The 20,851-nt window shown below is 69.0% G+C and carries 15 protein-coding genes; 6 read left to right on the top strand and 9 right to left on the bottom strand.

The features are described 5' to 3' along the window. Nucleotides 1–141 precede the first annotated feature (141 nt). From sppA to ACYX7E_RS18350, 4 genes are all read right to left on the bottom strand, one after another. On the bottom strand, nucleotides 142–2,031 hold the full coding sequence (gene sppA / locus ACYX7E_RS18335; protein WP_462082054.1) for a signal peptide peptidase SppA: 1,890 nt from the start codon (nucleotides 2,029–2,031) through the stop codon (nucleotides 142–144). Nucleotides 2,032–2,133: 102 nt separating this feature from the next. Next, on the bottom strand, nucleotides 2,134–3,558 hold the full coding sequence (locus ACYX7E_RS18340; protein WP_462082055.1) for an MATE family efflux transporter: 1,425 nt from the start codon (nucleotides 3,556–3,558) through the stop codon (nucleotides 2,134–2,136). Nucleotides 3,559–3,713: 155 nt separating this feature from the next. Then, entirely contained in the window at nucleotides 3,714–4,373 is a 660-nt protein-coding gene (locus tag ACYX7E_RS18345; RefSeq protein ID WP_462082056.1) for a DUF3106 domain-containing protein, read from the bottom strand. Next, nucleotides 4,363–5,349 (bottom strand): sigma factor-like helix-turn-helix DNA-binding protein, encoded by a 987-nt coding sequence (locus ACYX7E_RS18350; protein WP_462082057.1) that lies wholly within the window; start codon nucleotides 5,347–5,349, stop codon nucleotides 4,363–4,365. The genes ACYX7E_RS18345 and ACYX7E_RS18350 overlap by 11 nt, the downstream gene beginning before the upstream one ends. A 457-nt stretch (nucleotides 5,350–5,806) precedes the next feature. Here ACYX7E_RS18350 and ACYX7E_RS18355 point away from each other — a divergent pair, with 457 nt between their 5' ends. From ACYX7E_RS18355 to ACYX7E_RS18365, 3 genes are all read left to right on the top strand, one after another. Next, a complete protein-coding gene (locus tag ACYX7E_RS18355) occupies nucleotides 5,807–8,083 on the top strand; it encodes a primosomal protein N' (protein ID WP_462082058.1) in 2,277 nt (758 codons plus the stop codon). A gap of 116 nt (nucleotides 8,084–8,199) precedes the next feature. Continuing rightward, nucleotides 8,200–10,914, top strand: a complete 2,715-nt coding sequence (locus tag ACYX7E_RS18360; protein WP_462082069.1) for a bifunctional acetate--CoA ligase family protein/GNAT family N-acetyltransferase — start codon at nucleotides 8,200–8,202, stop codon at nucleotides 10,912–10,914. A 58-nt stretch (nucleotides 10,915–10,972) separates the two neighbouring features. Beyond that, nucleotides 10,973–11,449, top strand: a complete 477-nt coding sequence (locus ACYX7E_RS18365) for a hypothetical protein (protein WP_462082059.1) — start codon at nucleotides 10,973–10,975, stop codon at nucleotides 11,447–11,449. 109 nt (nucleotides 11,450–11,558) lie between these two features. Here the strand turns inward: ACYX7E_RS18365 and fabV are convergent, their stop codons facing one another. From fabV to ACYX7E_RS18385, 4 genes are all read right to left on the bottom strand, one after another. Beyond that, nucleotides 11,559–12,764 carry an enoyl-ACP reductase FabV gene (fabV, locus tag ACYX7E_RS18370; protein ID WP_462082060.1) on the bottom strand — a complete coding sequence of 402 codons (1,206 nt, stop codon included), beginning with the start codon at nucleotides 12,762–12,764 and terminating at the stop codon, nucleotides 11,559–11,561. 122 nt (nucleotides 12,765–12,886) lie between these two features. Further along, nucleotides 12,887–13,648: an NYN domain-containing protein gene (locus ACYX7E_RS18375; protein WP_462082061.1), complete on the bottom strand. Its 762-nt coding sequence runs from the start codon at nucleotides 13,646–13,648 to the stop codon at nucleotides 12,887–12,889. A 120-nt stretch (nucleotides 13,649–13,768) separates the two neighbouring features. After that, a complete protein-coding gene (locus tag ACYX7E_RS18380; RefSeq protein ID WP_462082062.1) occupies nucleotides 13,769–14,701 on the bottom strand; it encodes a DMT family transporter in 933 nt (310 codons plus the stop codon). A gap of 123 nt (nucleotides 14,702–14,824) precedes the next feature. Next, on the bottom strand, nucleotides 14,825–15,598 hold the full coding sequence (locus tag ACYX7E_RS18385; RefSeq protein ID WP_462082063.1) for an AraC family transcriptional regulator: 774 nt from the start codon (nucleotides 15,596–15,598) through the stop codon (nucleotides 14,825–14,827). A gap of 108 nt (nucleotides 15,599–15,706) precedes the next feature. Between ACYX7E_RS18385 and ACYX7E_RS18390 the strand changes: the two genes are divergently transcribed. The 3 genes from ACYX7E_RS18390 (at nucleotide 15,707) to zupT (ending at nucleotide 19,553) form a co-directional block, all read left to right on the top strand. Beyond that, nucleotides 15,707–17,035 (top strand): MFS transporter, encoded by a 1,329-nt coding sequence (locus ACYX7E_RS18390; RefSeq protein ID WP_462082064.1) that lies wholly within the window; start codon nucleotides 15,707–15,709, stop codon nucleotides 17,033–17,035. A gap of 115 nt (nucleotides 17,036–17,150) precedes the next feature. Then, nucleotides 17,151–18,431 carry an NAD(P)/FAD-dependent oxidoreductase gene (locus tag ACYX7E_RS18395; protein ID WP_462082065.1) on the top strand — a complete coding sequence of 427 codons (1,281 nt, stop codon included), beginning with the start codon at nucleotides 17,151–17,153 and terminating at the stop codon, nucleotides 18,429–18,431. A 312-nt stretch (nucleotides 18,432–18,743) separates the two neighbouring features. Then, a complete protein-coding gene (zupT, locus tag ACYX7E_RS18400) occupies nucleotides 18,744–19,553 on the top strand; it encodes a zinc transporter ZupT (RefSeq protein WP_462082066.1) in 810 nt (269 codons plus the stop codon). A 142-nt stretch (nucleotides 19,554–19,695) separates the two neighbouring features. Here the strand turns inward: zupT and rpoH are convergent, their stop codons facing one another. After that, nucleotides 19,696–20,574, bottom strand: coding sequence for an RNA polymerase sigma factor RpoH (rpoH, locus tag ACYX7E_RS18405; protein WP_462082067.1), 879 nt, complete (start codon nucleotides 20,572–20,574; stop codon nucleotides 19,696–19,698). Nucleotides 20,575–20,851 lie beyond the last annotated feature (277 nt).

Consider the following 20,851-nt stretch of genomic DNA (forward strand, 5'->3'; position numbering starts at 1 on the left):
GGCCCTGTCGGGCACGCTGGCGGCGTGTCGGCCGCATCGGGCGCACCGCCTCTTTCACGCTACTTCCTGCACGCTGTGTCGGAAGCAGCAGGTCAGGCCCGCCGCCTCCGCCTCAACGCCTCTGCCTCGATACCTGCTGCCTCAAAGGCCGCAGAAGCAGTAGGCCAGCGCCTTGACCGGCTTGCCGGGCGTCGGCGTCATCGCCGCTTCCAGCATCTTCAGGTCCTGCCCGGCGTTGGGCATCGCACGCATCAGCAGCGTGCGCGTCAGATCGCTGTCGGCCAGCCAGGCCTGGCCGATCCGGCCCTGCACGAAGCCGGTGAACCAGCGCTCGAACGGCGACGCCTGGCGCTCGACGTAGCGGGTCTGCCACTTGTCGGCCTCGCCCAGCTTGGCACGCTTGGCGGCATCGGCGATGGCGACATCGAGGCCACCGAACGCATCCACCAGGCCACGTTCCTTTGCCTGCGCACCGCTCCAGACGCGACCGCGCGCGACTTCGTCGATCTGCTCGACGCTGCGGTTGCGCGCCTGCGCGACCTTGCCGGTGAAGTCGCGATAACCCTTGTCGATGATGGACTGGATCAGCGTACCCAGCTCCGGTGCCAGCGGCCGGCTTACATCGAACATGCCGGCCATTTTTGTCGTAGCGACGCCATCGGTCCGCACGCCGATTTTCTCCAGCGTGCGCGGGAACGTCGGGATCAGCGCGAAGATGCCGATCGACCCGGTGATCGTGGACTCGTCGGCGTAGATGCGATCGGCGTTCATGCTGATCCAGTAGCCGCCGGACGCGGCGACATCGCCGAACGACACCACCACCGGCTTGCCGGCCTTCTTCAGGCCATCGATCTCGCGGCGGATCTGCTCGGACGCGAACACTTCGCCACCGGGCGAGTCCACGCGCAGCACCAGCGCCTTGACGTCCTCGTTGTCGCGCGCCTCGCGCAGCAGCGCAGCGGTCGACACGCCACCGATGTTGCCCGGCGGCTGTTCGCCGCCGCTGATCGCACCCTCGGCCACGACCACGGCGACCTGCGGACGCGGGTCCATCGGGCTCAGCGCGCTGTCGACATGGCGCAGGTAGTCGTCCAGCGAGACCTGGCGGAAGCCGCCCTCGGCATCCTCGTCGGCGACGCCGCGCTCGAGCAGCAGCGCTTCGAATTCCTCGCGCGTCTTCAGGCCATCGACCAGCTTCTGCTGCACGGCGTACTTGGCGGTATCGCCCTGTACCGCGGTGACGCCTTCGGGCAGGGTCTCGATACCGGCCAGCAGCGCTTCCGGCGTGGTCTTGCGCAGTGCCGCGACATCGCCCAGGTAACGCTGCCAGATGTCGTTCATCCAGAACAGATCGGCTTCCTTGGATTCCGGCGACGCCGCATCGAGGATGTACGGCTCGGCGGCGGACTTGTATTCGCCGACCTTGAACAGGTGCACGTCGACATCGAGCTTGTCCTGCAGGCCTTCGCGGTAGTACTGGCGATAGCGGCCAAGCCCGGTCATCTCGATCATGCCTTCTGGATCGAGGAACACCTCGTCGGCCTGCGCCGCCAGGAAGTACTGCGCCTGGCCAAAGGTCTCGCCGAAGGCGACGACCTGCTTGCCGGCTGCGCGCAGCGCGGCGACCGCCTTGGCGACCTCGCGGATCGAGGCGTAGCCCGAGAACATCATCGCGTCGGTCCGCAGCACCACGCGTTCGATGCGCGTATCGGTGCGGGCGGCCTCCAGCGCGCGCAGCAGGTCGCGCAACTGCAGCTCGCCGACGGTCTGGCCCATGCTCTGGGTCAGTGCGCGCGTCACCGGATCGGAGCGGTACTGCTCGACCAGTTCGGCCTCGGGCGCGATCACCAGCGTCGTGCGCTCGTCGAGCGGCGTCAGCGAACCACTTCGGCTGCCCAGCGCGATCGCCAGCACGATCAGCAGCAACGTGAAGAACAGCAGGTTGAGGATCAGCCTGCGCACGAAATTCATGCCGTTCCAGACACCAACGATGCCGCGCAGGATCGGACCGCGCTGTGACGCTTCACTCATGGGGATGACACTCCGGGAAGACCTGGCCTGAGGGGCCGCAAGACGGTGGCGGGACGGGATTGGCCGCCATGATCGACAGCCTAACCTCCACGCGGGGTGATTTCATGCCCCGGAGGTCACTGGGCCGTCCGGGCAATCGGGGCCATCCGGCGCGTCCAGCCTGCGCGCCCCGACGATGCCCTCGCGCCGGCTGCTGCGCAGGAACCGGCTGCCGAGCAGGATCGCGGCGACCGTCAGCCCGGCGATCAGGCCCAGCCACATGCCGCGCGGTCCCCAGCCCAGGCCTAGCCCGAGGCCGGCGCCCAGCGGCATGCCGACGCCCCAATAGGCCAGCATCGCCATGAACATCGGCACGCGCGTGTCCTTGAGGCCGCGCAGCGCGCCCGCCGACAGGACCTGCACGCCATCGGGGAATTGGAACGCGGCCGCGAACAACAACAGCGATGCCGCCAGCCCGGCCACTGCCGCATCCTGGGTGTACAGGCCGACGACGTGGTCGTGCCCCAGCAGCAACGCGATGCCCGACAGCGTCTGCGTCGCCAGCACCAGCACCAGGCTTGCGAACGCCGCGCGACGCACGCCCTCGGCGCCGCGCCCGCTGCCGATCGCATGGCCCACGCGCACGGTGGTCGCCTCGGCGACGCCGAACGGGATCATGAAGCACAGGCTGGCGACGTTGATCGCGATCTGGTGCGCGGCCGCGGACACGCCGTCGAGGCGACCGATCAGCAGCGCGGTGACGATGAACAGGCTGCCCTCCATCGCCACGGTGATGCCGATCGGCAGGCCGGTGCGCAGCAGGCCGCGGATCGTCTCCCAGCGCGGCGGATCGAAGCGGCCGAACAGGCGCATGTCGGCGAACCGGCGCGAGCGCGACAGGTAGAACGCGAACGCCAGTGCCTGCGCCCACATCATGATCGACGACGCATAGCCCAGGCCTGCCGCGCCCAGTTCGGGGATGCCGAACTTGCCGAACGTGAAGACGTAGCCCAGCGGCACCAGCAGCGCGAGGCCGCCGAAACCGAACGCCATCGTCGGCAAGGTCCAGTGCAGTCCGTCGCTGAGATAACGCATGCAGAAGTACAGCGTCAGCGCCGGCACGCCCCAGCGGATGCCGTGCAGGAATGCGGTCGCGCCCGGGCGGATTTCCGGCGCGATGCCCATCGGTTCGAGCACCTGCACCACGCCGCTGAGAAAGCCGAACAACAGCAGGCCCAGCGCCGCCGACAGCCACAAGGCCTGCCGGAACAATGGGCCGATCTCTTCGCGGCGGCCGGCACCATCGAGTTGCGATACCGAGGCCGGCAACGCCATCAGCGTGCCCATCGGGATCATCATCGGCAGCCAGAACAGCGCCGTGCCGACCGCGACCGATGCCAGCGTATTGGTGCCGTGGTGGCCGGCGATGACGCTGTCGACGAAGCCGATCAGGCCTGTCGCCAGGTGGCCCGCCACCAGCGGTGCGGCCAGAACGGCCGTGGTGCGCACTTCACTGCGGAAGCGCACGGGAGGGGTTTGGGAAGACATGGACGACTCGCGTCGACGGCTGCGGCCGTGCTGCCGATCCAATGTCGGGCGCTGGCGCCGGGCCGTGAGGGTGCGTCATCTTACCGTCGAATCACTGCAGGCCGATGAACGCCGGCAAGCCCGCATCGCCGGACACGCGGATCACGGGATGCCGGTCAAGGACCGGACACGCGCTCCCGCAGCCAGGCGGCGCGTTCGGCATCAGGCGTTTGCAGCAAGGCCGTACGCAGGGCCTCCCGGTCCTGCGGTGGCGTGCGCAGCGACAAGGTCGCCAGGTCCGCGCGCGCCTGCGCCGGCAATCCGCGCAATGCGGCCAGCAAGGCGTCGCGATGCGCGACCGGCACCTGCATCAGCAGGCCGTGCAGGCCATTGAGTCCCGCCCATTCGGTGCCGACGACCGGCCCCAGCAACCAGCCCTGGCGGACACCGGCATCGAGCGCATCGAAGCGTTGCCGCAATGTCCGTTGCTGCTCGGGCGACATCGCGCTCCACCTCGCATGGGTCGCGCGCAGTTGCTGGCGTTCGGCGTCGGGCAGCGCCTGCCACGCCTGCCAGGCTTCGCGACGCGCATTGCGCTCGGCCGGCGGCAACGCGTCCCAGTCGCTGACGCGCTGGCGCAATTGCTCGCGCTGCGGCGCATCGAGCGCCGCCAGGCGCGCCTGCAGCGCGACGAGTTGTTCGCGCAACGCTGCGGGCAGGTGCTCAGGCAGGGTCTGTGCGGCCACGCCCGTGCAGGTCAGCAGGATCGACAACAGCATGGTCGACGCCAGCACGGTCCGTGCCGGCACGATGCGGAGGCTGCGCTCAGGGGTCATCGAGCATCTCCGTGCCGGGCTCGGCACTGTCGGCGGGCGTCTCCGACGCCGTCTCGCCTGCCGGCGGTTCGATCGCGCTGCTGGCCGCATCCAGCGCGCCGGGGGTTTCCAGGATCACCGTCAGCCAGGCCAGGAACGCCGGATCGTCCGGCGGCGCGGCGCCGGCACCGGCGTCGAGCAGCAGCGGCAGGTCGCGATGGGTCAGCAGCGCGGTCTCGGCGTCGTAGCGGCCGGCCGGATCCGCAGCTTCGGGCAAGGACTCGACCTGGATGCGTGGCGTGTGCTCGTCGACGACCAGCGCGCCGAAGCGCTCGGGCATCCACCAGGTGGCCGCCAGCAACAGCGCCGTCGCCAGAGCGACCAGGACGATGCACGGCCACATCCAGCGCGCGCGCGGCGTGGCCGCAGTCGCGGCCTTGGCCGCCGGGCGCGCCTTGGCGGCGCTCCAGCGCGACGGTCGAGGCGGCGGCGGCCGCGTCAGCGCGTCGAGGCGTTCGGCCGGCAGCCCACGGATCGCCTGCTGCGCGGCCTCGTGCAGGGCCTGCCACTGCGCAGGATCGGCCTTGCCGTCGGCCTGGTGCGGCAGCGCCCGCTGCAGCGCCAGCCGATAGGTCGGTCGCGACACGCCCAGCACGGCAGCCCCTTCGCCTTCGGACAAGCCGGCCACCAGCCGCAGCAGCAGGGCCGCGCGCGGACCGGTGCCCAGCGTCGCCAGCGATGCCAGCGCGTCGGGCCAGCGAGCGCTGCCCGGGGGCGTACGCAGCGCCGGGGCGGCCAGCAGCATCGACCAGAACCGCTGCGGCCACTCCCCGAACGCGACCGTACCGGCACCCGCGACGAAGGCTTTCAGCGTCGCCGCCAGCGCCATATCCCCGGTCGCGGCATCGCCGCACTGCCACTGCGCGAACACCGCGCCGCGGCGTTCGACGCCTCGCAGGAACGCGGTCAGGGCTGCGGAAGGAGCACGGGGGTTCAAGGGCCAGCCAGGGGGCAAACAGGGGGATGCAGGTGGGCATCATAAGCCGCCCCCGGCATCGCCCGCGCCCTTGACGTTTGCCTCCGGATGGGGTTCGCACAGTTCCTTTCGTCCGCGGTTGTGCACAATCGGACCCAAGCCGGGGGGCGATCGCGGGACTTCGCCGTGGTGCACCATGTTTCACTCATGTTTCACAGATAAGTGCATGATTCCAAAGGCAATGAGTCGCATGGCGCTTTTTTCACCAAACCGTCATGAACGCAGGGATTACCGGCTCGCGACGATGCTGCCCGGCGTCCATGCACAGACTTATCCACAGTTTGTGTGGATAAACCAAAATCCTATGCGTGGCGATGAGTTGCGTGAATATGGTGTGCCCGGGGGCAACTTGTGCGCGCAAGTCGGGCAACCGGTGTCCGGCCCTGCCGACCCCGCCCGCAGTGGGTAGACTTTGCGCGTGAGCAACACCGCCAACCTCCATCTGCAGGTCGCCCTGCCGGTTCCGCTGCCCCGCTTGTTCGACTACCGCGCCCCGCCCGGCCAGACCGCCGGCGCCGCCGATGTCGGCCGCCGGGTGCGGGTGCCGTTCGGCGCTCGCGAACTGGTCGGCATCGTCGCGTCGGCCTTGCCGGCCGCGGCCGATGGCGAGGCCGGGCCGGAGCTGCGCGACGCCCTGGAATGGCTGGACGACGGCCCGCTGTTCGGCGGCGAGCTGCTGGAGTCCCTGCACTGGCTGTCGCGCTATACCCATGCGCCGCTGGGCGAGGTGCTGGCAACTGCCTTGCCGTCGTCGCTGCGGCGCGGCGAGCCCTTGCCCGACACCCACGCCTGGGCCTGGCGGCTGACCGAGGCCGGCCAGACCGGCGCCGCCAGCCTGCGCAACGGCACCCGCCCGCAGCGGCTGGCCACGCTGCTGGCGACCCCGCGCGACGAAGAACAACTGCCGGGCCTGCTCGAGGACTGGCGCAGCGCCGCGCGCGCGCTCGAGAAGCGCGGCTATGCCGAACGCATCGCGATCCCGGCCTCGCAACTGGCGCCGACCCCGCAGCCGGGGCCGCCCCCCAACGATGAACAGACCCGGGCGATCGACTGCGTGCGCGACTGCCAGGGCTTTGCCGCGCTGCTGCTCGATGGCGTCACCGGCAGCGGCAAGACCGAGGTCTACCTGCAGGCGATCGCCGACTGCCTGGCGCGCGGCCGCCAGGCGCTGGTGCTGGTGCCCGAGATCGGCCTGACCCCGCAGATGCTGACGCGCTTCCGCGCGCGCCTGGGCGTGCCGGTGCACGCGCTGCACTCGGGCCTCAACGATGGCGAACGCGCGCGCGTCTGGGCCGCGGCCTGGCGCGGCGAGGCCCGCGTCATCGTCGGCACCCGCTCGGCGATCTTCATCCCGTTGCCGGCGGCCGGCCTGATCGTCGTCGACGAGGAACACGACGGCAGCTACAAGCAGCAGGACGGCATCCGCTACCACGCCCGCGATTTCGCCCTGGTGCGCGGCAAGGCGCTGGACGTGCCGGTGCTGCTGGGCAGCGCGACGCCCTCGCTGGAGTCGCTGTACAACGCCACCAGCGGCCGCTACGCGCACCTGCGGCTGTCGCGCCGCGCCGGCGATGCACGGCCGCCGGTCGTGCGCGTGCAGGACATCCGCAAGCGCCCGCTGCAGGCCGGGCTGTCGGCCGAGCTGCTGCAAGCGGTCCGCAACGCACTCGATGCCGGCGGCCAGGTGCTGGTGTTCAAGAACCGCCGCGGCTACGCACCGGTGCTGCTGTGCCACGACTGCGGCTGGAGCGCGGCCTGCCCGCGTTGCAGCACGCCCGACCAGGCCACGCCGATGACCGTGCATGCCGGCGGACGCCGCCTGCAATGCCATCACTGCGGACACCGACAGTCGGTGCCGATGGCCTGCCCCGATTGCGCCAGCCTCGCCCTGCAACCGCAGGGCGTGGGCACCGAGCGCATCGAGGAACTGCTGGCCGAACAGTTCGCCGACGTGCCGGTGCTGCGCATCGACCGCGGCAACACGCGTCGCAAGGACGCGCTCGAACAGCACCTGGCCAGTTTCGGCACGCAACCGGGCATCCTGGTCGGCACGCAGATGCTGGCCAAGGGCCACGACCTGCCCAACCTGACCCTGGTCTGCGTGGTCGGCATCGATGAAGGCCTGTTCTCGGCCGACTTCCGCAGTCGCGAGAAACTGGCGCAACTGCTGATCCAGGTCGCCGGCCGCGCCGGCCGCGCACACAAGGCCGGCACCGTGCTGCTGCAGACCCATCACCCCGAGCATCCCCTGCTGCTGACGCTGATCAACGGCGGCTACCACGCCTTCGCCGGCGAAGAGCTGCAGCAGCGCTGCGATGCCGGCTTCCCGCCGTTCGTGCACCTGGCGCTGTTGCGCGCCGAAACCAAGCAGGCCGATGCACCGCTGCAGTTCCTGCGCACGGCCCGGCAACTGTTCGAGCCCTGGGCCGGGCGACGCGCGCCGGCCGCGCGCGCATCCACAGGCCATACACCGCAGGCCGCGGCCGCGCTCGCGCTCGCATTGGAGCTCAACGGCCCGATGCCGGCACCGATGCCGCGCCGCGCCGGCATGCATCGCGCGCAATTGCTGGTGTCGTGCGCCGACCGCCGCGAACTGCATCGCGCGCTGGGACAGGTCGTCGCGCAACTGCATGCCCTGCCCGAAGCGCGCAAGGTGCGCTGGTCGCTGGACGTGGATCCGGTGGATCTGTACTGACGCGCCACGCGCGCACCGCGTCGCGGGAACGGCAACACGACCACACAGCACGCAGCAACACAGCACCCACGCCGCCAGCGTGTATCGTGTCATCCGGATGCCCGCCATGGATGCCGATGGGACTGTACGCACTCGATTCCGTGTTCCGCCCTGCCTCGGTGGCCGTCGTCGGCGCCAGCCCGCGCCCGCGCTCGCTCGGGCGGCTGGTGCTACAACAAATGCGCGAGGGTGGATTCGCCGGTCGGATCGGGCTGGTCAATCCGCATTACCCGATCATCGATGGCGTGCCCGCCGTGGCCACGCTGGACGCGCTGCCGTTCGTGCCCGAACTGGTGGTCATCGCGGCGCCGCCGCAGGATGTCGTCGGCGTTGCGCGCGCCGCGGCCGACAAGGGCGCCAAGGCGGCGATCGTGCTGACGCGCGACATGGGCCGCGGGCCGGGATCGCACAATGCCGAACTCGCCGAGGTCGCACGCGAACGCGGCCTGCGCATCGTCGGCCCCAACTGCCTTGGCGTGCTGGCCCCGCACGCCAGGTTGTTCGCCAGCTTCGCCGCGCATGCGCCGGCCGCCGGCGATCTCGCGCTGATTTCGCAATCGGGCGCGGTCGCCGCCGGCATGATCGAATGGAGCCGCACGCGCGGCATCGGTTTCTCGGCCGTCGCCTCGCTGGGCGACGCGCTGGATGTCGACTTCGCCGACCTGCTCGACTACTTCGCGACCGATCGCCATACCCGCGCGATCCTGCTCTACGTCGAACAGATCCCGGACGCACGCAAGTTCCTGTCGGCGGCGCGCGCCGCTGCCCGCGCCAAGCCCGTGGTCGTCGTCAAGCCCGGACGGCATGCCCGCCGCAGCGGTGGCGCGCAGACGCATGCCGCCGCGCTGGCCAGTCCCGATGCCGTCTACGACGCCGCGTTCCGTCGCGCCGGACTGCTGCGCGTGCACGATCTCGATGAACTGTTCGCCGCCGTCGAGACCCTCGCGCATATCCGCTCGCTGCCGGGCAAGCGGCTGGCGGTGATGACCAACGGCATCGGTGTCGGCATGTTGGCGCTGGACCGCCTGACCGATCTCGGCGGCGAGCGCGCGACGCTGTCACCGCACACGCTCGAAACGCTGGATGCCGCGCTGGTCCGCGGCTGGTCGCGACGCAACGCCGTCGACATGCTCGGCGATGCCGATGGCGAGCGCTACGCGGCGACCCTGCAGGCCCTGCTGAAAGACCCGCACAACGACGCGATCCTGGCGATGAACGTGCCGACGATCCTGTCGCAACCGCGCGAGACCGCCGAGGCCGTCGCACGCACCCTGCAGGCCCACCGCGCCGAGGCCGCGCGCAAGCCCACGCTCGCGGTCTGGCTCGGCGACGATGCGGCCGCATTGAAGACCCTCGGCGACGCCGGCATCCCGGCCTATGCCAGCGAAGCCGATGCCGTGCGCGGCTTCATGTACCTCGCGCGATACCAGGAAGCGCAGACCGCGCTGATGGAAACGCCGCCGAGCTTGCCGGAGGACTTCAGCGTCGACACCGCCAGCGCGCGCGCCGTCGTCGATGTCGCCCTCGCCGAAGGCCAGACCTGGCTGGGCCCGGTCGCGACCGCACAACTGCTGGGCGCCTACGGCATTCCGATCACACCGGCCCATCCCGCCGCCGATGGCGAAGCCGCTGCGCGCGCGGCGGAACCGCTGCTGGCGGCCGGCAACGCCGTGGTCGTCAAGATCGCGTCGCTGGACATCCCGCACAAGTCCGACATCGACGGCGTCGTCCTGAACCTGTTCAGCGTGCAGGCCGTGCGCGAAGCCGCCGACGGCATCCTGCAGCGCGCGCGCGCCGCGCATCCGGGCGCACGCATCGATGGCGTCACCGTGCACCCGATGATCGTGCGGCCGAAAGCGCGCGAGCTGATCGCCGGCATCGCCGACGACCCGGTGTTCGGCCCGGTGATCGTGTTCGGCCGTGGCGGCACCGCGGTCGAGGTCATCGACGACAAGGCGCTCGCGCTGCCGCCGCTGGACCTGCGCCTGGCGCACGAGCTGATCGGCCGCACGCGGGTGTCGCGCATCCTCAAGGCCTACCGCGACGTGCCCGCCGCCGACGAGCGCGCGGTCGCGCTGCTGCTGGTCAAGCTGGCGCAGCTGGCCGCCGACATCCCCGAGATCCGCGAGCTCGACGTCAACCCGCTGCTGGCCGACCGCGACGGCGTCATCGTCGTCGATGCGCGTGTCGCCGTCGCGCCCTCGCGCGCGCTGCACAAGGGACGCGGCCATCCCCGATTCGCGATTTTTCCGTATCCCAAGGAATGGGAGCGCACGATCCTGCTGTCCAACGGCAAGCCGGTCTTCGTGCGCCCGCTGCGCCCCGAGGACGACGCGCTGCTGCGCGCGTTCTTCGCCAAGGTCAGCAACGAAGACCTGCGCCTGCGCTTCTTCAACGCCGTGCGCCATTTCAGCCATGAATTCATCGCGCGGATGACCCAGCTCGATTACGCGCGCGCGATGGCGCTGACCGCGATCGATCCCGACACCGGCGAGATGCTCGGCGCCGTGCGTCTGCTGGCCGACGCCAACTACGACACCGGCGAGTACGGGATCATGGTCCGCTCCGACCTCAAGGGCAGCGGCATCGGCTGGAAGCTGATGGGCATCATGATCGAGTACGCCCGCTGGCAGGGCCTGACCACGATCGAAGGCCAGGTGCTGCGCGAGAACACCACGATGCTGGCGATGTGCCGGCAACTGGGGTTCTCGGTCACGCCGGATCCCGATGACCTGACGATCGCGATCGTGCGGCTGCCGCTGGACGCGGCGGCGACGGCGACGGCACCCTGATGCCTAGGGTATGGACGACAGCGCAGGCGGCATGGCGACTGCTGCGCGGATCCCCACCATGAGCAGGGATCCATACGCCCCACCGTCCAGCGAGGTGAACAACCTCGGACCCCGCGCCGCCATTCGATGGGGCAGGATCATGGGCTATGCAGCGACGCTGTTCGCGCTGCGGTTCCTGATCCACGTGACGCAGGGGATCGTTGACGACCCGGCCCAGTCCATCCGCGCGCAACTGATCCTTGAGGCTGCGGCCCTGCTCGCGGTATTCGCAGCCTGGTCGTCGCTGTTCGCTCGCCTGGTCTACAGACAGGTTGGACGTCCGCTGCTGCACGCCAGCCTGACGCTCCTCTCGTCCTTGCTGCTGACCGAGGCCATCAACCGGATTCTCGGCATCTGGCTGGTGGCTGACGGGCCGATCCTACTCGAGTGGCTGCAGGCGATGGCCTGCGTGGCCGCCGCGATCGCCGGCACCGCCGTTGGACTGTGGCTCCAGCGCAGGCCTCAGCGCCATGCGAACGTCGCGCCGACCGCCTGAGCGGCGCGGATGCGACGGCCTGCCAGCGCGATGCACCCAAAGCGCGGACCCGGAAACGAAAATCCCCTGCAAGGCAGGGGATCTCCGGGTCAGGCCATGGCGCGGGGCATCACAACTCGATGCAGTCGAAGCTGACGTCCGGATCGACGTCGGCATCGTAGTCGACATCGCTGCGCTCGAAGCCGAACAGTTTCAGGAACTCGTGCTTGTAGTTCGCGTAGTCGGTCAGTTCGAACAGGTTCTCGGTCGTGATCGTCGGCCAGATCGCCTCGCAGGCCTGCTGCACGTCCGCACGCAGTTCCCAGTCGTCCAGACGCAGACGGTTCTGGTCGTCGGTCTCGCCCGGCTGGCCGTCGGCGCGGTACATGCGCTCACGGAACAGGCGATCGAGCTGCTCGATCGTGCCCTCATGCAGGCCCTGCGCCTTCATCACCTTGAACACGATCGAGATGTACAGGGGCATCACCGGGATCGCGGCGCTAGCCTGGGTCACCACCGACTTCAGCACGGCGACATTGGCGCCGCCGCCGATCGCCGACAGGCGCTTGTCGAGACGCTGCGCGGTGTCGTCGAGGTCGTGCTTGGCCTTGCCCAGCGCACCATGCCAGTAGATCGGCCAGGTGATCTCGGTGCCGATGTAGCTGAAGGCCACCGTGCGGGCCTTCGGGGCCAGCACGCCTGCCTGCTCGAGCGCATCGATCCACAGCTCCCAGTCCTGCCCGCCCATCACGGTGATGGTGTCGGCGATCTCTTCCTCGGTCGCCGGCTCGACGGTCGCGTGGATGATCGCGTCCTTGTTGGTGTCGATCGCGGTCGACGCATACGGCGCGCCGATCGGCTTCAGCGACGAGCGCTTGACCTCGCCGGTATCGGGCAGCTTGCGGACCGGCGATGCCAGCGAATAGACCACCAGGTCGACCTGGCCGCCCATCTCCGACTTGATCAGCTCGATGACCTGGTCGCGTGCCTCGTTGGAGAACGCATCGCCGTTGATCGACTTGCTGTACAGCCCCTCGGCCTTGGCCGCCTTGTCGAAGGCCGCCGAGTTGTACCAGCCGGCCGTACCGGGCTTCTTGTCGGTGCCCGGCTTCTCGAAGAACACGCCGAGCGTGTCCGCGCCGAACCCGAAGGCCGCCGCGATCCGCGCGGACAGTCCGTAGCCACTGGAGGCGCCGATGACCAGCACCTTTTTCGGCCCATCGCTGCGCACGCCACGCGCGCGCGTCGAGGCGATCTGGTCGAGCACGTTGCGCTCGCAGCCCAGCGGATGGGTGGTGGTGCAGATGAAGCCACGGACCTTGGGATGGATGACCAACGTATCTACCTCATCGAAAATGTGGAATGTGCTGGCGGCATCTTAGTCGCGCGCCCTGCCGCCAGCCAGTACGCAGAAGTACGGAACATCGGCGCTGGCCAAAGCCGTTCAGGCTGTCGCCTTCAGCCCGCCTTCGCCCGGCCCTTCTGCTTCTCGCGCACCAGCACCAGCTTGCCCTCGCGCTTGATCTCGAACAGGCCGATCGCGTCGACCAGGTTGCTGAGCTTGCCGTAGCCATAGTTGCGCGGGTCGAACGACGCCTGGTTGCCGATCTGCTGCCCGACCTGCCCCAGGTGCGACCAGCCTTCGTCGTCGCTGGCGGCCTCGACCGCGCTGCGCAGCAGCTGCAGCAACCGGGTGTCGCCGCGCAGCTCCTTCTGGGTCCGCGGCTTGGCGACCGCGTGCGCAGGGTCGGGCTCGGCACCGGCCGCCTGGCTGGTGCTCGGCGCGGCCAGCGCTTCGAGGTAGGTGAAGGTCGAGCAGGCGTTGACGAAGGGCATCGGCGTCTTGCGCTCGCCATAACCGTAGACCTTGACGCCCTCGGTCAGCAGCCGCATCACCAGCGGCGTGAAATCAGCGTCCGACGACACGATCGCGAAGCCGTCGAGGTTGCGCGCGTACAACAGGTCCATCGCATCGATGACCATCGCGATGTCGGACGCGTTCTTGCCCTTGGTCTGCGCGAACTGCTGGATCGGCCGGATCGCGTACTCGTGCAGCTGGCGCGTCCATCCGCGCAGGTTGTCGCTGGCCCAGTCGCCGTAGGCACGGCGGACATTGGCGGCGCCGTGGCGCGCGACCTCGGTCAGGATCACGTCGATCTTGGACGACGGCGCGTTGTCGGCATCGATCAACAGCGCGAGGCGCTTCTCGGAATCGGTCATGGCGGAGACGCTGCGCGGCGGCAGCCCGGAGGGAAGAGGCAGACAGCCTAGACGGTTTCCCGCGACGATGCCGTCATGCCTGCATGGGCCGCATCATCGAAGCCGCACCGCCCGACCTGCTCAGGCGGATGCCGGCGTGCGATGCGCCGACACCGACGTCAGCACGCTGGCCGACACCAGTACCATCGCCGCCAGTTCCAGCGGCGTCGGCCAGCGCGCTTCCCATGCAAATCCATAGAGCAACGCGAACAGCGTCTCGAACAGGATCATCTGGCCGATCATCGTCAGCGGCAGCAGGCGGCTGGCGCGGTTCCAGAACGCATTGCCGACGATCGACGCCACCAGCGCGAGGCCGGCGGCAATGCCGATGAAGTGCCACCAGCCGGCGGCGTCATGGCGACCGCCAACATCGTGGAAGGCCGGCCACAGCAACAGCAGCGCCATCGCGCCGGTCGCCAGCCCGGTCAGCAGGTTCCATTCGTAGGCCGAGACGTGCTGCAGGCGCTGCAGCCATTGCCGGTTGCCGATCGCATACGCCGTCCACGACACCAGCGCACCGATCGCGCACAGCAGGCCGATCAGGCCGGACGTGCGTTCCGGGCCGGCGTCCTGCGCCAGCGACTGCCAGGCCACGCAGGCGATACCGGCGATCCCGAGCAGCAATGACGGCGCCAGTCGCCGCAGTGGCAATGCACCTTCGCCTCGACTGCCGATCCAGGTCACCGCCACCGGCATGAAGCCGATCACCAGCGAGGTCATCGCCACGCCCCCCAACTGCACGGCCGTCGCCAGCAGCACGTAGTACAGCAGGTTGCCGAGGATGCTGAGCCAGACCAGCGCGAACACCTGCGCGGGCGTGATCCGCGCCACCAGCGTGCGCAGCCGCGGTGCCACCAGCAGCAAGGCGAACAGGCCGTAGGCGACGTAGCGCGCAACCGCAAGCTGGAACGGCGTGAACGCACGCACCAGTTCCGGCGCCAGGAACACGACGCCCCAGGCGGCGCCGGCCACCGCGCCCGCGACGATTCCCTTGACGTGGGCTCCGCCTGTCACGCCACCCGTCACGCCGCCTGTGCCGCCACCCACCCTGCCACCTGCCATGCCGCCCACTGCCTTCCGGAGAACCGAACCAGCCGCCAGCATGCGCCACGCCGTGGCGCGCGCGCTTGTCCGGGACTACCGGTCTGCTGTCGCGGACTCCTGTGCTGCGCGCCGCAGCGCGGCCGGCGTGATACCGTCGATCCGGCGCATCGCATGGGTCAGGGCGCTCTGGTCGGCATAGCCGCAGCGCTGCGCGATCTCGGCGATCGGCAACGCAGTCCGGGCCAGCAGTTCGCGGGCATGGCGCAGGCGCACCCCGGCCAGCCAGGCGCGCGGCGAGGTCTGCAGCTCGGCATCGAACAGGGCGTGCAGCCGGCTGATGCTGAGCGCGGCGCGCGCGGCCATCGTGGCGGTCGTCCAGGGCAGGCCGGGCTCGGCCTCGAGGCAGGCCAGCAGTGCCTGCAGGCGCGACGTCGGACGCACCGGCGTCGCCGCCAGGCTGTCGAGCAGCAGCGGCACCCACATCGGCAACAGCGTGGCCGGATCGCGGCCGCCATCGACGACCCGTTGCATGTAGTCGACCAGCCGCGACGCCGCCTCGTTGCGTTGCAGGAAACGACGCCGGGCGAGGGCTCCGATCAGATCGGCCCCGGCCACATCGTCTCCGAGCATGGCGGCGTCGAGATCCAGGATCAGCGAACGATCGGCACGCAGGCCGAGCGTGCTGTGCGCGGCGCCGGGTTCGATGAAGGCCGCCGTGGCCGCGTCGAGTTCGCGCTGCCGGCCTTCGATATCGACCGCCAACGCACCGTGCAGCGGCAGTACCAGTTGCGCGAACGCATGCCGCACATGCCCGGTATCGACGGCATAGCTGCGGACATGGAGCTCGAAGGTGGTGGCGCTGGACACGGCGGCCTGGCGGGGACGGGGCGGGAGAAATTCCTGTATACCCAAGCCTACCACCGTCCCCCGCCCCGCCTGGGGCAGAATGGCCCCCGACCTCCCGCGGAACGCCCCATGCAGACGTCCACCACGCCCCAGGCCGCACCGACGATGACGCCCGCGCAACGGCTGCGCAGCATCTTCAGCGGCTCGGTCGGCAACCTGGTCGAGTGGTACGACTGGTATGTCTACGCCGCGTTCTCGTTGTACTTCGCCCGGGTGTTCTTCCCCGACGGTGACCTGACCTCGCAGCTGTTGAGCACGGCGGCGATCTTCGCGGTCGGCTTCCTGATGCGCCCGCTCGGCGGCTGGCTGCTCGGCCGCTACGCCGACCGCCACGGGCGCAAGCGCGCGCTGATGCTGTCGGTGGTGATGATGTGCGCCGGCTCGCTGATCATCGCGGTCACGCCGGGCTACGCCACCATCGGCGTCGCCGCACCGATCCTGCTGGTGCTGGCGCGCCTGCTGCAGGGCTTGAGCGTCGGCGGCGAGTACGGCACCTCGGCGACCTATCTCAGCGAGATGGCCACGCGCGAGCATCGCGGCTTCTGGTCCAGCTTCCAGTACGTCACCCTGGTGATGGGGCACCTGATCGCGCTGGGCGTGCTGATCGCGCTGCAACGCGTGTTCCTGACCGACGAACAACTCCGCGACTGGGGCTGGCGCATCCCGTTCGCGATCGGCGCACTCGCCGCCGTCGTCGCGCTGTGGCTGCGTCGCAACATGGTCGAGACCGACTCGTTCACCAAGCGCCAGCAGGAAGGCGACACCGGCGTGCAGCGCAAGGAAGGCACGCTGCGCGCGCTGCTGAAGCATCCGCGCGCGGTGCTGACGGTCATCGGCCTGACCATGGGCGGCACGCTGGCGTTCTATACCTACACCACGTACATGCACAAGTTCCTGGTCAACAGCGCCGGCATGGCCGCGGAGACCGCAAGCCTGATCAACGCGTCCACGCTGTTCGTGTACATGCTGCTGCAACCTGTTGTGGGCGCCCTGTCGGACCGCATCGGCCGGCGCCCGATCCTGATCGCGTTCGGCGTGCTAGGCACGCTGTTCACGGTGCCGATCCTGAGCCAGTTGCAGTCGATCACCAGCCCCGCGCAGGCGTTCTGGCTGATCCTGTCGGCACTGGTCATCGTCAGCGGCTATACCGCGATCAACGCCGTCGTGAAGGCCGAACTGTTCCCGGTCGAGATCCGCGCGCTCGGCGTCGGCCTGCCCTACGCGCTGACCGTCGCGGTGTTCGGCGGCACCGCCGACCTGGTGGCATTGTGGTTCAAGGACATCGGCCTGGAGAGCGGCTTCTACTGGTACGTCACCGTCTGCATCGCGTGCTCGCTGCTGGTGTACGTCTGGATGCCCGACACCAAGAAGACCTCGCTGATCGATCGCGACGGTTGAGCGCACGGCCAACGTCCAGAGCCCAGAGCCTCCTGACTCCGGCTGGCCTTGCCCCGGCACCCTCCCTGCACAGCGCATTCACTACAATCCGCCTATCCCCTTCAGCGGAGTCGCCATGGCGTCCGTCCCGCACGTGGTCATCATCGGTGGTGGTTTCGCCGGCCTCTGGGCGACACGCGGCCTGGCCAAGGCGCCGGTCCGGATCACGCTCGTCGATCGCGGCAACCACCACCTGTTCCAGCCGCTGCTGTACCAGGTCGCGACCGCCGGCCTGTCGGCACCCGACATCGCGGCGCCACTGCGGCATATCCTGCGCCGCCAGCACAATGTCGAGGTCCGGCTCGCGAACGTGCGCGGCTTCGATCCCGCCGCCAGGACCATCACGCTGGACGAAGGCGAGCCGATCGATTTCGACTACCTGCTGCTCGCCACCGGCGCCACCCACGCCTACTTCGGCAACGATCACTGGGCCCCGCATGCGCCGGGGCTGAAGACCCTCGACGATGCGCTGCACCTGCGCCGTCGCCTGCTGGTCGCGTTCGAACGCGCCGAGGCCGAACCCGATCCCGACAAACGCGCGGCCTGGCTGAACTTCGCGATCGTCGGCGGCGGCCCGACCGGCGTCGAGATGGCCGGTACGCTGGCCGAGATCGCGCGCCATACGCTGCAGCGCGAGTTCCGCAACATCAATACCGCCAAGGCCTGCGTGCGCCTGATCGAAGCCGGGCCGCGCGTGCTGGCATCGTTCCCGGAGTCGCTGTCGGACAAGGCCTGCCGGCAGTTGCAGCGGCTCGGGGTCGATGTCTGCACCGGCACGCCGGTGTCGGATATCAACGGCGAAGGCTATCGTCTCGGCGACAGCTTCGTGGCCTGCCGGACCGTGGTCTGGGCGGCCGGCGTGTCGGCCTCCCCGCTCGCGGAATCGCTGGGCGTGCCACTCGATCGCGCCGGCCGCGTGCGTGTCAACGACGATCTCAGCGTGCCCGGCCATCCGGACATCTACGTGGCGGGCGACCTCGCCGCATTGACGCAGTCCAACGGCAAGCCGGTACCGGGCGTGGCACCGGCCGCCAAACAGATGGGCGCGCATGTCGCGCAGACGCTGGCCGCACGCCTCGACGGCCACAAGGGCAAGGCCTTCGGGTACAAGGATTACGGCAACCTGGCCACGATCGGGCGCATGGCCGCGGTCGTCGACTTCGGCCACCTGCGCTTCTCCGGCGTGCTGGCCTGGTGGTTCTGGCTGGTCGCGCACGTGTTCTTCCTGATCGGCTTCCGCAATCGCGTTGCCGTGCTGCTGAACTGGTTCATGGCCTACTGGACCTACCAGCGCGGCGCCCGGATCATCCTCGGCCGCGACGACCGCCCGGTGGATCCGCCGGATCGCACGAACTAGGGCCTGTCCTCCATCGGCGGATGGCCCGCGCCCCGGCCACCCCGGGGCCGAAGGCTTGGGCTAGGATGACGCGTTCGCGCTTCCGGACCGCACCACACCACGGGGCAGGAGTCGCCTTCGTCCCTGAGAACCTGCCCACGATCTTGCTGCGCTTGCCAGCTGACGCGCGTGCGGTGCTCAGAATGCTCATGTACCGCACGTACACTGCGATTCCTGCCCGCTGCTCACTATTGTGTCCGTCACGCGCCATCTGACTGCGCTCGCGACAGATCGTGAACAGATTCTGACACCCGCTGAAGGTCGACTCCCGGCATGATCGAGATCCCCACCGAGAACTGGCTGGTCGCACTGGCCGTCACCACGGCCGCCGGCCTGGCCACGGCGCTGGGCAGCCTGCTGGTGGTGACGTCGAAGAAACCCAATCCACGGCTGCTGGCCTTCGGCCTGGCATTCGCCGGCGGCGCGATGGTCTATGTGTCGCTGTCGGAGATCCTCAACAAGTCGATCCATTCGTTCACGCTCGCGTTCGGCGACAAGCTCGGCTTCACCTGGGGCACGCTGTCGTTCCTGGGCGGCGTGCTGCTGATCGTCGCGATCGATCACCTGGTGCCCAATCCGCACGAAGGACTGGAAGCCGACGACCCGCACCTGCGCGAACACAACCCCGACTACATCAAGCGCGTCGGCCTGCTGACCGCGCTGGCGATCACCGCGCACAACTTTCCCGAAGGCCTGGCGACGTTCTTCGCGACACTGGAGAACCCCGGCGTCGGCATGCCGCTGGCGTTCGCGATCGCGATCCACAACGTGCCCGAAGGCATCGCGATCGCGGTGCCTGTGTATTTCGCCACCAATAACAAGTGGTATGCCTTCGTCGCCTGCCTGCTGTCGGGGCTGGCAGAACCGCTGGGCGCGATCATCGGCTACACGCTGCTCAAGCCCTTCCTGTCGGAAGCGATGTTCGGCGCGCTGTTCGGCATCATCGCCGGCGTCATGGTGTTCCTGGCGCTCGACGAACTGCTGCCCGCCGCCAAGCGCTATGCCAAGGGCCACGAAACCGTCTACGGTCTCGTGGCCGGTATGGGCGTGCTGGCGATCAGCCTGGTGCTGTTCAAATGGTGATCGCGCCCGCAATTGCGGTTGAATCGCGCTTCCGGCGGCGGTGCTGTGCATGACAACGCGGAACTGCTGTCGCTGACCAGCCACCGGACAAAAAAGAGGCCCGCTTGCGCGGGCCTCTTCATGGGTGACGCCGTGGCTGCGATCAGGCCGCGAACAGCGCCTTCATCTTCTTCAGCGCGTTGGCCTCGACCTGGCGGATGCGCTCGGCGGAGACGCCGTACTCGTCGGCCAGTTCCTGCAGCGTGATCTTGCTGTCGGCGTCGAGCCAGCGGCGACGGATGATGTCGCGCGAGCGCTCGTCGAGACGGCTCATGCCTTCGCGCAGCAACTGCAGCTGGTTGTCTTCGTTGTCGTTGCGCTCGTAGGCCTGTGCAGGATCCTCTTCGCGGGCGACCAGGTACGCAGCCGGCGATGGCGGCGCATGGTCATCGTCCTCATCGGACGGCGCGTCGAAGCCGATATCACGGCCCGACAGCCGCGATTCCATTTCCAGCACCTCACGCTCGGACACATTGAGGTCCTTGGCAACCGCGCTGACTTCCTGCGCGTTCAACCAGCCCAGGCGGGTCTTGCTCTTGCGCAGGTTGAAGAACAGCTTGCGCTGCGCCTTGGTCGTGGCGACCTTGACGATGCGCCAGTTCTTCAGGATGAAGTCGTGCATCTCCGCGCGGATCCAGTGGACCGCGAAGCTGACAAGGCGCACGCCGATGTCGGGGTCGAAACGCTTGACCGCCTTCATCAGGCCGATGTTGCCTTCCTGCACCAGGTCGCCCAGCGGCAGGCCGTAGCCGTTGTAGCCACGGGCCACGTGCACGACAAAGCGCAGGTGCGAATGCACCAGCTCGCGGGCGGCGGCGAGGTCTTCCTCATCGCGGAAACGGCGTGCCAGCGCCTGCTCGTCTTCGACCGACAGCACCGGGATCTGGTGCACGGCACTGACATAGGCTTCCAGCGAGCCGAGCGCGCTCGGGACGGGGAGGTTGTTGGTTACCAGCGGATAGGTCGTCGTGGTCATGGTCATGATCTTAGCAGTCGGGCGATATGACTGCTAATGGATGGGAAAGTTCCCCAGCGTTCCATCCACAGAACGATATTCAGGAAACAGTCATGGATGTTGCCCAGGTGCTCACCAACGCATGCGCAGGCCCGGAGGGGCTGACCATATTGGGAACATCGGCCTCGGAAGCTAGCAGAATCAATGTCTTGCACAGGTGATGACCTCCCCCTGCACGGTCACGCCCACCCGAGTGATCCGGCGGCAGAATCGGGGGGGGGGGGGGCCGACCCCCCCCTGCCAG

Source organism: Luteimonas sp. RIT-PG2_3, assembly GCF_054902115.1.